This window comes from Pseudonocardia kunmingensis (genome assembly GCF_006716445.1).
Classification (GTDB): Bacteria; Actinomycetota; Actinomycetes; order Mycobacteriales; family Pseudonocardiaceae; genus Pseudonocardia; species Pseudonocardia kunmingensis.
The window spans coordinates 653,949-667,877 of sequence record NZ_VFPA01000001.1 but is presented as its reverse complement, the minus strand read 5'-3'; the positions used below and the strand labels follow the sequence as shown (position 1 = coordinate 667,877).

Sequence of the window (13,929 nt, the reverse complement as noted above, 5' to 3'; positions counted from 1 at the left end):
CCCGATCATCCGGCGGCGGTCTCCCGCTCGGCCGCGGCCGCGACCCGCTGCAGGGTCTGGTGCATGCCGTGGCGCAGGTCCGTGCGCCGGTCCCGGCCGCCGAACAACGTGCCGATGATGAACCAGCCGAGCCGCGTGATCGGCCGGGTGACCTCGTAGCTCTCGGTCACCCGCGTGCCGTCGCCCTCGGGTTCCAGCCGGTAGCGCCACACGAGCGTGCCCGCGAACGGCTCGGTGCGGCTGATCGTGAACTCGCGGCCGGGGTCGGCGACCAGGACGACCGGCGTGTTCCGCCAGGGCGGTCGCCGCGGCAGCTTGTTGGTGGCCCGGAACCGCGCGCCGACCGCGGGCCCGTCCGCGCCGTCGAGCCAGACGCAGCGCAGGATCTCGGGACTGAACTCCGGCATCCGCGTGACGTCGGAGACCAGCCGGTAGACGACGTCGGGCGGGGCCGGGACGTGCACGCTCAGCTCGTCGCGATCGAGGGTCTGCATCGTCGGCTCCCTTCCGCGGGAGACCGGAGCGTGGCGCCGAGCGGCGCCCGCGTCAACCCCTCGGGTCACCCCCGTGCCGCCGGGCGTCGCGGGTGACCGGGTGATCGGGGCCGAAGACCCGCTCCGCGGCGGGCAGCAGCTCCCGGAACAGGGCCGCGGCCTCGTCGGACCGACCCATCTCGAGCAGCAGCTGCCCGAGGTTCGCCGCGGTGAACAGCGTGCCCTCGTGCTCCGGCCCGAGGAGGTTGCGGTGCTCGGCCAGCACCTCCCGGTAGAGGACCTCGGCCTCGTCCTGGCGGCCGCGGTGCCGCACCAGCTCCGCGAGGTTGCTGCGGGCCACCAGCACGCCGGGGCTCCCCGGCCCCGACAGCCGCTCCTGGTCGGCGACGACGCCCCGCTGGAACCGCTCGGCGTCAGGATCGTCGACGTCCATCGCGACCTGGGCGAGCAGGGTGCGGACGTTCGTCGTGTGCAGGTGATCGGGGCCGAGGAGGCGCTCCGCGTCGGCGAGGGTCGCCTTGTAGACGGGGAGCGCCTCGTCCGGGTGGCCCGCCAGGCGCCACAGGTCGGCGAGCATGCCGCGTTCGTCGAGGACCTCGGCGGAGTCGCGGCCGAGCTCCTGCTCGACGTGGGTGAGCACGCCCTGCTGGTGCCGGGCCGCCTCCCGGTGCCGGTTCCGCTCGTCGAGGAACCGGACGAGGGCTCGGCGGAGCGCGACGACGTGGTCCGCGGGCGGGTCGGCGGCACGCGCGTAGCCGTCGAGCGCGGCGCGGAAGAGCTCCTCCGCCTCGGCGTCGCGGCCCAGGTGGGTGAGGGCGCGGGCGAGGTGGCCCTGCACATCGAGCGTGGTCGGGTGCTCAGGGCCGAGGACGTCCGCGCACGGGCCGAGCAGCGGCCGGAGCACCGCCTCGGCCTCGGCCGGTCGACCGGCCGCCAGCTCGAGCACCCCGAGGGTGTACCCGGCGCGGAGCGTGTCCGGGTGCCGGTGCCCGTGGTGGCGGGTGCGCTCGGCGAGGGTGGCGCGCCAGTGCGCGGCCATCCCGTCGACCTCGCCGGCGTCCGGGGTCATCGTGAACGTCGTCCGGACGGCCCCGCCCTCCGTGGGGCCACCGCTCTGCGCGCGCCCCGCGCGCCGTCTCCACCAGCGTTCCTTCGGCAACCTGCCCCCCGGCGTCACGTCCAGATCCCCGCGATCACGCTATCGGTGGGGACGACCGGTGACCAGCGGTGAACGGACGGTTCCTGCTCGCGACCGTCGCTCGACGGTCGTCGCCGTGCCCTCAGGACCCGGTGAGCAGCAGGTACACGCCGACGGCCACACCCAGCAGGACCACGGCCCAGCGCAGCACGGACTCGGGGGAGCGGCGGGCGACCTTCGCCCCCACGTACCCGCCGACGAGGGTGGTGGGCGCCAGCACCGCCACCGCCAGCCAGTCGACGGGAGCACCGATCGCGAAGTAGACCACCGTCACCGTGGCCACCACCAGCGACAGCAGCCCCTTGAGCGCGTTGAGGCGCACGAGGCGGTCGTGCGCGAACAGCGACAGCGTCGCGATCAGGATGACGCCGAGAGCCCCTCCGAAGTACCCGCCGTACACCGCGGCGAGGAACACGGACGGCAGCAGCGTGACGAGCCGGTCGGGGGCGCCCGCGGTGGGTGCCGTCCACCGGCGGATCAGGGGCTGCAGCGCGAACAGCACGCTCGCGAGCAGGACCAGCACCGGCACGACGGCGTTGAACACGGAGGTGGGCAGCACGAGCAGGAGCGTGCAGCCGATCGCCGACCCGACCGCCGCGACGGCCGAGGTGAGCACGATCCGGCGCCGCTGGCCGTTCAGGTCCTGGCGCGCACCGGCGACGATGCCGAGGTAGCCGGGCCACTGGGCGATGGAGTTCGTGACATTCGCGGCGAGCGGGGGCAGGCCGACCGCGAGCAGGGACGGGAACACCAGCAGCGAGCCACCGCCCGCGGCCGCGTTCACCGCACCGGCCACCAGACCCGCGACGAGCAGGAACGCCAGCGAGCCCGGCGACGCATCGATCACGGGGTTCCACGCTAGTTGGGCCGAACGCCGCAGCCGCCGTCGCGCGTCGCGCGTCACGCGTGGGGAGCGCGACACTCTCCGGGGCAGGATGGAGGGGTGACCGACGACGGCGAGGGCGGCGACCCGGTGTGCTGGCTCGGCGCGCTGTGCCCCGAGTGCGGGGCGATGCCCAGCGAGGGAACGGACCGGTGCTGGCGCTGCGGGGCCGAGCGCCCCGACGAACGGCGCGGTGACGAGGCAACCTGAGAGACCACCGGAACGTCTTCGAGGTGTGGCGCATCCACGACCTTGAGGAGGTCGCCGTGTCCCGTGCCGCTCGCCAGCTGCTGACCGCGGTGCTCGCGTGCACCGCCGTCGCCCTGCCCGTCACCGCCGCGACCGCACCCACCGTGGTGCCCTCCGCCGCGACCGCGTGCGACACCCCGTGGGGGAGCACCGTGGAGCGCGTCGACGAGATGGGGGGCGGCCCGCTCACCGAGGTGCGTACCGGGCGGCACGACTGCTTCGACCGGGTCGTGTACACCCTCGCCGGGCCTCCGGTCGGGTACTACGTGGAGTACGTCGACCAGGTCACCCAGGACGGTTCCGGCAAGGTCATCCCGGTGCCCGGCGACGCCCGCCTGCTGGTGCGGCTGCGCCACCCGGCCTACGACAACTCCGGCACGCAGACCCTGGTCCCGCCCGCCACGGCGGGCCAACCGGTCGCCGACGTGACCGGCTACGAGGCCCTGCGCTCGGTCGTCTACGCCAGCAGCTTCGAGGGCGACACGGTCCTCGGGGTCGGCGTGCGGGCGCGCCTGCCGTTCCGCGCCCTGGTCCTCGACGGACCCGGCGGCGGCGCACGCCTCGTCCTCGACGTGGCGCACCGCTGGACGTGATCCCCTGCGGGTAGACTGCCGACGCGGACGAGCTGGCCGGGCGGCCGCGTCGACGATCTCCGGATCGCCGCCGAGGAAAGTCCGGACTCCGCAGGGCAGGGTGGTTGTCAACGGCAACCCGGGGTGACCCGCGGGAAAGTGCCACAGAGAACAGACCGCCTCGCACACACCGTGCGGGGTAAGGGTGAAACGGTGGTGTAAGAGACCACCAGCACCCCGGGTGACCGGGGTGGCTCGGTAAACCCCACCCGGAGCAAGGTCAAGAGGCTCCCGTCCGCGGGAGCTGCGCAGGCGTTCGAGGGCGGCCCGTCCGAGCCTGCGGGTAGACCGCTCGAGCCTGCCGGTGACGGCAGGCCTAGATGGATGGTCGCCGAACGGTGCGCCGCGAGGCGCCCGGGAACAGGATCCGGCTTACAGGCCAGCTCGTCCGCCCCACACCTTGAGCTGTGGGGAACGCAGTCCTCGATCGTTCGGGGCACACGTCGACGCCGACGGGGCGTGCACGGTCGAAATCGCAGCCCTCGGGGCGGGACGAGCGCCGGGGAAGCTGCGGTCAGCCTTTGAGCTGGAGCCTGCGTTGCAGGAGACGACCCATCGGTGGCAGGGCGGCCATGCGGAGGGGGAGGTCGCGTAGCCAGAGTCGCAGCGGGTCGGCGGGGGCGTAGAGGCCTTTGACGCGGCGGCCGAGCTTCTGCTTCCGCTCCGCTTCGGGGCGCAGCTGAGCTTCCCATGCGGCCAGGGCGGCGGGGGCGTCATCGGGGTGGCGCTGGAGGGCGCTGCCGAGCAGTTCCGCGCCGCCGACGGCGAGGGAGGAGCCGTATCCGGCGAAGAGCGTGACGCACCAGGCGGCGTCGCCGAGCAGGACGACGCGGCCGTGGCTCCAGCGGTTCATGACGATCTGGCTGATGGTGTCGAAGTAGACGGACCCGGTGGTGCGCAGTTGGGCGAGAGCGTGGGGTGCGGCCCAGCCCATGCCCTCGTAGACGCGGGGGAGCGCCTTCTGGGGGCCTTCGGCGAGGTCGCGCGCGGGGTCGTCGGTGCGGTAGCCGAAGAATGCCGCGGCGCGGTCCGGGCCGAGGCTGATGATCGCGAGGGTGCGTCCGGTGACCGTGAGGGTGGCGGTGGTGCCCTCGGGGACGGCGTCGGGGCGGCGGTCCATCAGGTAGACGCCGACCATGTGGTCGAGGTCGAGGCGGTGGTCCTGCTCGGGGCCGAAGACCAGTGCCCGGGTGGCCGAGTGCAGGCCGTCGGCGCCCACGAGCAGGTCGGCGTCCACGGCGGTGCCGTCGGACAGGGTCACGTGCACGGCCGCGTCGTCCTGTGCCACGGCGGTGACGGTGGTGCCGTAGCGGATCTGCACCTGGTCGCGGAGGGCCGAGTGGAGGACGTCCTCGATGTCGCCGCGGAGCAGGTTCAGTGCGCGGTCGCCGAGCATCGCGCGCACCGTCGGCCCGGGGACGGAGAAGCGCGTGGTGCCGTCCGGCCTGATGTAGGTCATCTCGTCCGGGGTGATGTGCCGTTCGGCGAGGGCGGGCAGGATGCCCATCCGTTCGGCGGCGTCGTAGCCGATGCCGGAGAACGTCACCGCGTAGCCGCCGGAGCGGCGTGCCGGGGCCCGCTCGACGACGATCGGTTCCCAGCCGATCTGGTGCAGCCGCAGTGCCGCGGCGAGGCCGGCGATGCCGGCGCCGACGATGACGGCGCGCCTGGTCCTGGTCATGTCGTTCAGCTCTTCTCGGGGGTGAGACCCGTGGCGACGATGTCGATCAACAGGTCGAGGATCTGGGGGTGGCGGTCGGGGTCGCCGAGCCGTTCGGCGTTCATCGGGACGAGGAGCACGGTCTGCAGCACACCGATGACCACCGCCGGGTCGTCACCGACGATCTCGCCTTTCGCCTGCCGGGCCGCGATGTGGTCGTGCAGGGCCGTGACGGGGTTCTCGGCCATGCCGGTGACCCGTGCCGGGTCGAGCTTGCGCGCCACGGCCTGCATCTCCTCGGGATGGGTCATGAGGCGGCGCCACAGCGGGTTGGTGGACAGCTCGTCGAGGGTGGCCCGCAGGAACCTGCGCAGCCCCTCCCGGGGATCAGGCGTGGACAGCAGCGCCTCGTCGATCACCTTGCGGGTGACGCGGGCGGTCTGCCGCAGCATGAGCTCGAGGTAGAGGGACTCCTTGGAGTCGAAGAAGAGGTAGAAGGTGCTCTTCGCGACCCCCGCCGGTGCGACGAGCTCCTCCAGCGAGGTCTTGCGCAGGCCTTGCGTGGTGAACAGCTGGTGCCCGGTCTCCAGCAGCAGGCGGCTGATGCGGGCCTTCTCGGCGGTGGAGAACGCGGGCGGCATGGGCGGACCTCTCGTCGGTGCCGCTGTCGGTCGGCACTGCATCCATGAAAACACTTTGGGATTATGTTTTCAAGCGGCTTCCCGGTGACGCCGGACACGGCTCCGCGCAGTGCGGGTGGGTCTAGCCTCGCGCTGTGCCGAGCTCTGCGATGGGACGCCCGGCCCCGGTCCCGTGGTTGCTCCGGCGGCCGGCCGCGGCGGTGGTCGTCGGCTTCGGGGCGGCGGTGGCGGTCGGAACGGTGTTGTTGCTGCTTCCGGTCGCCACGGAGGACGGGTCGTCGGCCCCCGTCGTCGCGGCGTTGTTCACGGCGGTGTCGGCGGTGTGCGTGACCGGGTTGATCGTGGTCGACACGCCGACCTACTGGTCCACGTTCGGCGAGCTGGTCATCCTCGGGCTGATCCAGGTCGGCGGGATCGGGATCATGACGCTGGCGACGCTGCTCGGGCTGCTCATCGCGCGCCGCGTCGGGTTGCGGCTGCAGCTCACCGCGCAGGCCGAGACGAAGTCGTTGGGCCTGGGCGATGTGCGTCAGGTCGTCGGCGCGATCCTGGCGCTGAGCGTGGTCATCGAGCTCGTGGTCGCGGTGCCGCTGACGGCGCGGTTCGCGTTGTTCTACGGCGAGGAGCCGGGCCGAGCGGTGTACCTCGGTGTGTTCCACGCTGTGTCGTCGTTCAACAACGCCGGCTTCGCCCTGTTCACCGACAACATGATCCCGTTCGCCACCGACCCGTGGATCTGCCTGCCGATCGTGCTGGCCGTGGTGCTCGGCGGGATCGGGTTCCCGGTGCTGCTCGAGCTCGGCCGCAGGATCCGCACCGGCAGCCGCCGGTGGTCACTCCACGTCCGGATCACTGTGATCACCTACGCGGTGCTGCTGGTCGTGGGCGTGGCAGCGTTCCTGATCACCGAGTGGCGCAATCCGGCCACACTGGGCCCGCTGGGTATCGGCGGCAAAGCAGTCGTGGGGCTGTTCCACGGCGTCATGCCGCGCACCGCCGGGTTCAACAGCGTGGACGTCGGGCAGCTGTACCCGGCGACCCTGCTGGTCACCGACATGCTGATGTTCATCGGCGGCGGCAGCGCCGGTACCGCAGGAGGAATCAAGGTCACGACCTTCGCACTGCTCGCGTTCGTCATCGCCGCGGAGGTCCGCGGTGAACCCACCGTGCACGTACTGGGGCGGCGCCTCCCTGCCGCGGTGCAACGCCAGGCCCTCACCGTCGCGCTGCTGGGCGTCGGCCTCGTCACCGTCTCGACGGTGGTCCTGCTGTCGCTGACCCCGTTCCGGCTCGACGACGTGCTGTTCGAGGTCGTGTCCGCCTTCGGCACCGTCGGCCTGTCGACGGGGATCACCGCGGATCTGCCCCCGGCGGGGCAGCTGGTGCTGACGGCACTGATGTTCCTGGGCAGACTGGGCCCGATCACGCTGGCGTCCGCGCTCGCGCTGCGCGACCGCGTCCGCCGCTACGAACTGCCCGAGGAGCGACCCATCGTTGGCTAGGAAGAACGATCGTGAGCCGGGCGCCGGCCCGGTCGCCGTGCTCGGGCTGGGGCGTTTCGGCGCCTCGCTGGCTCGGGAGCTGGTGCGCCGCGGATCCGAGGTCCTGGGCATCGACAGCGATCCGGTGATCGCGCAGCGCTACGCCGACGAGCTCACCCACACCGCCGTCGCCGACACCACCGACGTCGAGGCCCTGCGCCAGCTCGACGTCCCGCAGTTCCGACGCGCCGTGGTCGGCATCGGCACCGACCTCGAGGCGAGCATCCTCACCACCGCCGTTCTCGTCGATCTCGAGATCCCGCGGATCTGGGCCAAGGCGGTCAGCCGCCAGCACGGCCGCATCCTGGAGCGGGTCGGCGCGCACCACGTGGTCCTGCCCGAACACGAGATGGGCGAGCGCGTCGCGCACCTGGTGACCGGGCGGATGATCGACTACATCAAGTTCGAGGACGACTTCGCGATGGTCAAGACCCTCGCGCCGCAGGGCATCGTGGGCAGGTCGCTGTCCGAGAGCAGGCTGCGGCAGGCGTTCGGGATCACCGTCGTCGGGGTGAAGCGCCGAGGCGAGGAGTTCACCTACGCGACCCAGGACACGGTGGTGCGGGCCGGGGACGTGCTCATCGTCTCCGGGCGCATCGACGAGGTGGAGGCCTTCGCCAACCGCACCTGACCCGCCGCCCTTCGCCTCGACCTCGCTCGCCTCGACCTCAGTTGACGCGGTCACCCGTGCCGACGAAACCCGCTGCACCCCGTTCCGGCTCCCCGCGCGGGCTGGGGTAGCCGCGTCACGTCGCTCCCGGAGCGGTATCCGCACGGGGCCGTCCGGCGCGTTCGGAGGAGGCGAGCTGCCAGGGGACGCTGGTGACCATCACACCGGGCTGGAACAGCAGCCGGCCCTTGAGCCGCAGCGCGCTCTGGTTGTGCAGGACGTGCTCCCACCAGTGCCCGACCACGTACTCGGGGATGAACACCGTGACGACGTCGCGCGGGTTCGCCGAACGCACGCGCTTGACGTAGTCGAGGACCGGTTTGGTGATCTCGCGGTAGGGCGATTCGATGACCTTGAGCGGCGCCGGCAGCTTCCGGCTGCTCCACCCGTCGAGCAGCCGCCGGGTGTCGGCGTCGTCCACGTTGACGGTGACCGCCTCGAGGACGTCGGGTCGGGTGGCCCGTGCGTAGGACACCGCTCGCAGGGTCGGTTTGTGCAACCTGGACACCAGCACGATCGCGTGGTTGCGCGACGGCAGCACGGTGTCGGCCTCGCCGGCGACCAACTCGTCCGCGACCCGGTCGTAGTGCCGCCTGATGGCGATCATCAGGGCGTAGAAGCCCGCCATCGCGGCGATGGCGATCCACGCGCCGACGGTGAACTTCGTGATCAGGACTGTGGCCAGCACGAGGCCGGTCATGGCCGCGCCGAACGCGCTCACGGCCCGGTACCGGTGCATGCGCCGCTTGCCCGCCGGGTGGGTCCCGGTCCGCAACAGGCGGTTCCAGTGCCGGACCATGCCGACCTGGCTGACGGTGAAGGAGACGAACACGCCGACGGTGTAGAGCGCGAGCAGCCGGGTGACGTCGGCGCGGAAGCCGACGACGAGCAGGATGGCGAACCCGGCGAGGAACAGGATGCCGTTGGAGAAGGCGAGCCGGTCGCCGCGGGTGTGCAGCTGGCGGGGCAGGTAGCGGTCCTGGGCCAGGATGGACCCCAGGACGGGGAAGCCGTTGAACGCGGTGTTCGCGGCGAGCACCAGGATCAGCGCGGTGAACACGACGACGAACAGGAACCCCGCCCGGAACTCGCCGAACACGGCGTCGGCGAGCTGCGCGACGAGCGTCTGCTGGACGTAGCCCGCGGGCGCGCCCGCGAGCTGGACCTCGGGGTCCTCGGCCAGTTTCGCCCCGGTCAGCAGCGCCAGCGCGATCAGCCCCATGAACATGGTGACCGCGATTCCACCGAGCAGGGCGAGGGTGGCCGCGGCGTTGCGCGGCTTGGGTCTGCGGAACGCGGGCACGCCGTTGCTGATCGCCTCCACACCGGTCAGCGCGGCGCAGCCCTGGGTGAACGAGCGCAGGACCAGCAGCGCGAGCGCGAGCCCGGTGAACGGGTCGCCCTCGGCGTGCAGGTCCACGTCGGCGCTCGGTGCTCGGACGTCGTGGCCGAGCAGCAGGATCCGGGTCAGTCCCCACACGATCATGACGCCGATGCCGAGCATGAAGGCGTAGGTCGGGATCGCGAAGGCGACCCCGGACTCCCTGATCCCACGCAGGTTCATCGCGGTGAGCACGACGATCGCGGTGACGGCGAAGGCGACCTTGTGCTCGCCGACGTAGGGGATCAGGGCGCCGAGGTTGTCCGCCGCGGAGGAGATCGACACCGCGACGGTGAGGGTGTAGTCGACCAGCAGTGCGCTGCCGACGGTCAGGCCGGCGCGCCGGCCGAGGTTGACGGTCGCGACCTCGTAGTCCCCGCCGCCCGACGGGTAGGCCTGCACGTTCTGCCGGTAGCTGGTCACCACCGTGAGCAGCACGACCGCGACCGCCAGCCCGATCCACGGGGACAGCGCGTAGGCGGCCACGCCCGCCACCGACAACGTCAGGAAGATCTCCTGCGGCGCGTACGCCACGGACGACATCGCGTCCGAGGCGAACACCGGAAGCGCGAGCCGCTTGGGCAGCAGCGTGTGGGTCAGCCGGTCGCTGCGCTGCGGGCGTCCCACCAGGAGCCGCTTGACGGTCGCGCCGGGCCGGATCACGCGGTGGAGCCTAGGTCGGGCGCAGGGCACCGGCCGTCAAGATCGCGTTAGGATCTCGCGGGCGCGCGGCCCCTCCGGCGTGCGGGGATCCCACCATGAGGGCGTGCGCCTCCCGTGTCCACGGCTCATCTCCGGCAGAGGTGGCTGCATGCGGGCGTGGTCCGGGAGGGCGGTGTCGCCTTGGCTGTTCTTCGTCGTGCTGTGGCTCGGCATCGTCCTCAGCGGGGTCGCGCTCTACCTTCTTGGCCTCTGGGGGTAGGGAGTCTGCGTCGCCGTTGCCCGGCGGCCGGTCGCGCCTCCGTCACGCCGTGCCTGCAGGCTGCCGTTCGCAGCATCGTGGGGCCGGCAGGGCGCCGCGGTTCCGCAACAGCCGGGTGACGACGTAGGCGGCGTCGCGGCCGACCCCGCGCAGGGTCGCCGAGGCGAGGCTGCGCTGCCATTCGAGCCCGACGAAGCCGAGGCCGGGGTGCGAGGTCGACAGGCCGCGGACCTGGAGCGGTCGGCCGTGCTCGTCGAGGGCGCCGAGGTCGGCGAGGTAGGGCAGGTCGGGGCGGTAGCCGGTGGCGAGCATGATGGTGTCGACCTGCTCGGTGCGCCCGTCCGGCCAGGTGACGTCGGTGCCGTCGAGGTCGGTGAACAGCGGCATCCGCGCGGGTTCGCCGCTGTCGATGGCGGCACGGTGGGTGCCGTCGTCGACGACGGGCACGGACGGCGCGGCGCGCAGGTAGGGGCCGACGGGCAGGTGGTCGACGCCGAGCGTGGTGGACCACCAGTGCATGTCGCGGCCGAGGACGATCTGCGGTGCGTACTTCACGGGGGCGCGGGTGGCGAGGGTGACCCGGGCGTGGCGGGCGAGCTCGACGCCGATCTGGGCGGCGGAGTTCCCGCCGCCGACGATCACGACGTGCCGGCCTGCGAACGGCTGCGGGGCGCGGTAGTCGCTGACGTGCAGGACCTGACCGGTGAACGCGTCGAGGCCGGGCAGGGCGGGCCGGTGCGGGTTGCCGAAACCGCCGGTGGCGGCGATGAGCAGCGGCGTGGTCAACGTGTGGTCGCCGGTGCGGACCACGTAGCTGCCGGGAACGCCATCGACGGCGTGGACGCGCTGGTCGGTGCGGATCTCGGCGTCGAGGCGGGTGGCGTAGCGGCGCAGGTAGTCGGCGACCTCGTCGCGGTGGGGGTAGCGGTCGGGGTCCCCGGGGAACGGCAGGCCGGGCAGGGAGCTGTAGCGGGCGGGGGAGAACAGCGTGAGGCTGTCGTAGTAGCGCGGCCATGACCCGACGGGTTCGGGCCCGGCTTCGAGCACCACCGGGGCGAGCCCGGCGCGGCGCAGCGCGTGCGCGGCGGCGAGCCCGGACTGGCCGGCGCCGACGACGATCGCGTCGCACGCGCCGGTCGGACGGTCGGAGCTGGAGCGGGCGGAGCTGGACATGGGCACCTCGAGGTGACGGTCCTCCGTGGGGAGGAACGCGGGCAGGGGTGGGTGACCGCCGACGGTGGAAGCGGCCGGCGGTGGGGTAGCGCGGGAGTCAGTCGGGGTCGGCGGCGCGGCGGCGTTCGAGGAAGACCGTGTCGCGCCAGACGCCGTGGTGGCGCCCGATGCGCTCGCGCAGGCCGAGGGTGCGGTAGCCGGCGGACTGGTGCAGCGCGATCGAGGCCCGGTTCTCGGGGAAGATCGCGGTCTGCAGGGTCCATAGCCCGGCGGCGTCGGCCGCGGTGACCTGCTTGTGGATCAGCGCCTTGCCGATCCCGCGGCCGCGCACGCCCTCGGCGACGTAGATCGAGGACTCGGCCACCCCTGCGTAGACCGGGCGAGCGGACACCGGGGCCAACGCGGCCCAGCCGACGACCCGACCGTCGAGCTCGGCGACCCACCGGTGGCCGGGCAGCCACTTGCGGTCGAGCTCGCGCCGCTCGGGGACCTCGGTCTCGAAGGTGGCGTTGCCGGTGGCGATGCCCTCGCCGTAGATCCGCCGGACCGCCGCCCAGTCGCCGCCCTCCAGCGGGCGGACGGTGACGTCGACGGGCAGGTCGGTGGGGCAGCACGGGCGCGGCCCGAGCATCCCCATCACCGCGTCGGCGGCGTGCGGGAGCCCGGTGCAGCAGGCCGGGTTGACCGACACCAGGGTGGCGGTCTTCTCCTTGCGCATCGTCACGAACCCGACGTCGGCGAGCTTGCGCAGGTGGTGGCTGCAGGTGGACTGGGAGATGCCGAGCTGCTCGGTCAGCTCGCCGACCGTGACCTCGTGCCCGGCGACCGCGACCGCGTGCAGCAGTCGCACCCGCGTCGGCTCCGCGAGGCAGGCGAACCACTCCGCGTAGGTCGCGGCATCGGCGGGGGCGAGCTGGGGCGCCGGGGCGGACACGTCGGTCAGCGGCAGCGCGCCGGGCAGCGAGGGGCGCGATGGCTCGGTGGCGGCCGCGGTGGTGCTCATGCCGCTCAGTATCGACCCAGATCGATGATTGCGTCAATCGAGAGTCGTCGATACAGTCCCGGCCAACGCATCGACGGACGTCGATGGAGTACGGGGATGGCTGAGGAGTGCGGATGAGCGAGGAGCAGCAGGTCGGGCTGCCGGTGGTGGTCGTCGGAGCCGGCCCGGTCGGCCTGGCCGCAGCGGTGCACCTGCTCGACCAGGGGCTGGAGCCGCTGGTGCTGGAGGCCGGCGCGCAGGCCGGAGCCCATGTGCGGGAGTGGCACCACGTGCGGCTGTTCTCCCGCTGGGCCGAGGTCGTCGACCCGGCGGCGGAGAAGCTGCTCGCGGCGACCGGCTGGACGCATCCGGACCCGGACGCGTACCCGACCGGGCAGGAGTGGGCGCAGCGCTACCTGCAGCCCCTGGCTGAGGTCCTCGGCGATCGGGTCCGGTTCGGTGCCCGCGTGGTCGGGGTCGCGCGGCGCGGGCGGGACCGGGTGGTCGACGCCGGACGGGAGTCGGAGCCGCTGACCGTCCACGTGCAGACCACCGGTGGTGAGGAGCGGATCCTCGCCCGTGCCGTGCTCGACGCGTCCGGGACCTGGGCGTCGCCGAACCCGCTGGGCGGGGACGGGCTTCCGGCGGTCGGGGAGCGGACCGCGGCCGGGCGGATCGCCTACCAGGTGCCGGACCTGGTCGACCCGGACGTGCGGGCCCGCTACGCCGGCAAGCGGATCGCGGTGGCCGGTAGTGGGCACTCGGCGCTGACGGCCCTCGTCGCGCTCGTCGAGCTGGCCGGGGCCGAGCCGGGCACGCACGTGGAGTGGTTGCTGCGACGCGGGCGGGTCGGCGACACCTTCGGCGGTGGCGACGCCGACCAGCTGCCCGCCCGCGGGGCCCTCGGCAAGCGCGCCGCGGCCGCGGTCGAGGCCGGCCACGTCACCACCGTGACCGGGTTCCGCACCGTCGCGGTCGAGCAGGCCGTCGACGGCGTGGTGCTGGAGTCGCTCGACGGGCGCCGCCTCGCCCCTGTCGACGAGGTCGTGGTGCTCACCGGGTTCCGCCCGGACCTGTCGTGGCTGTCGGAGGTCCGCCTGGACCTGGACCCGACCCTGCAGGCCGCCCGGGCGCTGGCCCCGCTGATCGACCCGAACGTGCACTCCTGCGGCACCGTCTACCCGCACGGGGTCACGGAGCTCGCGCAGCCCGAGCCGGGGGTGTTCCTGGTCGGGATGAAGTCCTACGGCCGCGCCCCGACGTTCCTGGCGATGACCGGCTACGAGCAGGTCCGCTCCGTCGCCGCCGCGCTCGCCGGGAACAGGGAGGCCGCCGAGCGCGTCGAACTCGTGCTGCCCGACACCGGCGTCTGCGGAGGCGCCGGGCTGTTCGACGACCCGGACCCCACCGCCGAGGCCGGCCAGGGCGGGTGCTGCGGGCCCGCCGAACCCGTCGCGGTGACCGTCGGCCAGGGGCCGGCCGGCATCGACCGTTGACCTGCTG

General features: G+C 73.0%; 13 protein-coding genes and 1 other RNA gene. 6 read left to right on the top strand and 8 right to left on the bottom strand.

Features of this window, described 5'->3' with window-relative positions; all coding sequences use genetic code 11:
- Nucleotides 1-5: 5 nt before the first annotated feature.
- The 3 genes from FB558_RS03135 to FB558_RS03125 all read right to left on the bottom strand — a co-directional run bounded on the left by FB558_RS03135 (nucleotide 6) and on the right by FB558_RS03125 (nucleotide 2,539).
- Nucleotides 6-494 (bottom strand): SRPBCC family protein, encoded by a 489-nt coding sequence (locus FB558_RS03135; RefSeq protein WP_142047907.1) that lies wholly within the window; start codon nucleotides 492-494, stop codon nucleotides 6-8.
- Nucleotides 495-546: 52 nt separating this feature from the next.
- A complete protein-coding gene (locus FB558_RS03130; protein WP_170231165.1) occupies nucleotides 547-1,671 on the bottom strand; it encodes a tetratricopeptide repeat protein in 1,125 nt (374 codons plus the stop codon).
- A 103-nt stretch (nucleotides 1,672-1,774) separates the two neighbouring features.
- Nucleotides 1,775-2,539, bottom strand: a complete 765-nt coding sequence (locus FB558_RS03125) for a sulfite exporter TauE/SafE family protein (RefSeq protein WP_142047903.1) — start codon at nucleotides 2,537-2,539, stop codon at nucleotides 1,775-1,777.
- Nucleotides 2,540-2,635: 96 nt separating this feature from the next.
- Between FB558_RS03125 and FB558_RS43060 the strand changes: the two genes are divergently transcribed.
- From FB558_RS43060 to rnpB, 3 genes are all read left to right on the top strand, one after another.
- Complete coding sequence (locus FB558_RS43060; protein WP_170231164.1) at nucleotides 2,636-2,785, top strand: hypothetical protein; 150 nt, start codon at nucleotides 2,636-2,638, stop codon at nucleotides 2,783-2,785.
- A 56-nt stretch (nucleotides 2,786-2,841) separates the two neighbouring features.
- Nucleotides 2,842-3,417, top strand: a complete 576-nt coding sequence (locus tag FB558_RS03120; protein ID WP_211366051.1) for an AMIN-like domain-containing (lipo)protein — start codon at nucleotides 2,842-2,844, stop codon at nucleotides 3,415-3,417.
- A 28-nt stretch (nucleotides 3,418-3,445) separates the two neighbouring features.
- Nucleotides 3,446-3,847, top strand: an RNA gene (rnpB, locus tag FB558_RS03115) — RNase P RNA component class A.
- Between the two features lie 123 nt (nucleotides 3,848-3,970).
- Here rnpB and FB558_RS03110 read toward each other — a convergent pair.
- Complete coding sequence (locus FB558_RS03110; protein ID WP_142047901.1) at nucleotides 3,971-5,137, bottom strand: FAD-dependent monooxygenase; 1,167 nt, start codon at nucleotides 5,135-5,137, stop codon at nucleotides 3,971-3,973.
- A gap of 5 nt (nucleotides 5,138-5,142) precedes the next feature.
- On the bottom strand, nucleotides 5,143-5,757 hold the full coding sequence (locus tag FB558_RS03105) for a TetR/AcrR family transcriptional regulator (RefSeq protein ID WP_142047899.1): 615 nt from the start codon (nucleotides 5,755-5,757) through the stop codon (nucleotides 5,143-5,145).
- Nucleotides 5,758-5,906: 149 nt separating this feature from the next.
- On the opposite strand from FB558_RS03105, the gene FB558_RS03100 reads away from it, so the two are divergent.
- On the top strand, nucleotides 5,907-7,259 hold the full coding sequence (locus FB558_RS03100; protein WP_142053631.1) for a TrkH family potassium uptake protein: 1,353 nt from the start codon (nucleotides 5,907-5,909) through the stop codon (nucleotides 7,257-7,259).
- Nucleotides 7,252-7,929, top strand: coding sequence for a potassium channel family protein (locus FB558_RS03095; protein WP_246106229.1), 678 nt, complete (start codon nucleotides 7,252-7,254; stop codon nucleotides 7,927-7,929). Before FB558_RS03100 ends, FB558_RS03095 begins: the two co-directional genes overlap by 8 nt.
- Nucleotides 7,930-8,044: 115 nt before the next feature.
- Here the strand turns inward: FB558_RS03095 and FB558_RS03090 are convergent, their stop codons facing one another.
- The 3 genes from FB558_RS03090 to FB558_RS03080 form a co-directional block, all read right to left on the bottom strand.
- Nucleotides 8,045-10,012: an APC family permease gene (locus FB558_RS03090; protein WP_211366048.1), complete on the bottom strand. Its 1,968-nt coding sequence runs from the start codon at nucleotides 10,010-10,012 to the stop codon at nucleotides 8,045-8,047.
- A gap of 301 nt (nucleotides 10,013-10,313) precedes the next feature.
- Nucleotides 10,314-11,444 carry a flavin-containing monooxygenase gene (locus tag FB558_RS03085; protein ID WP_142047897.1) on the bottom strand — a complete coding sequence of 377 codons (1,131 nt, stop codon included), beginning with the start codon at nucleotides 11,442-11,444 and terminating at the stop codon, nucleotides 10,314-10,316.
- A 97-nt stretch (nucleotides 11,445-11,541) separates the two neighbouring features.
- On the bottom strand, nucleotides 11,542-12,447 hold the full coding sequence (locus tag FB558_RS03080; protein WP_142047895.1) for a helix-turn-helix domain-containing GNAT family N-acetyltransferase: 906 nt from the start codon (nucleotides 12,445-12,447) through the stop codon (nucleotides 11,542-11,544).
- A gap of 113 nt (nucleotides 12,448-12,560) precedes the next feature.
- On the opposite strand from FB558_RS03080, the gene FB558_RS03075 reads away from it, so the two are divergent.
- Nucleotides 12,561-13,922: an NAD(P)-binding domain-containing protein gene (locus tag FB558_RS03075; protein ID WP_142047893.1), complete on the top strand. Its 1,362-nt coding sequence runs from the start codon at nucleotides 12,561-12,563 to the stop codon at nucleotides 13,920-13,922.
- The last annotated feature ends 7 nt before the right edge of the window (nucleotides 13,923-13,929 follow it).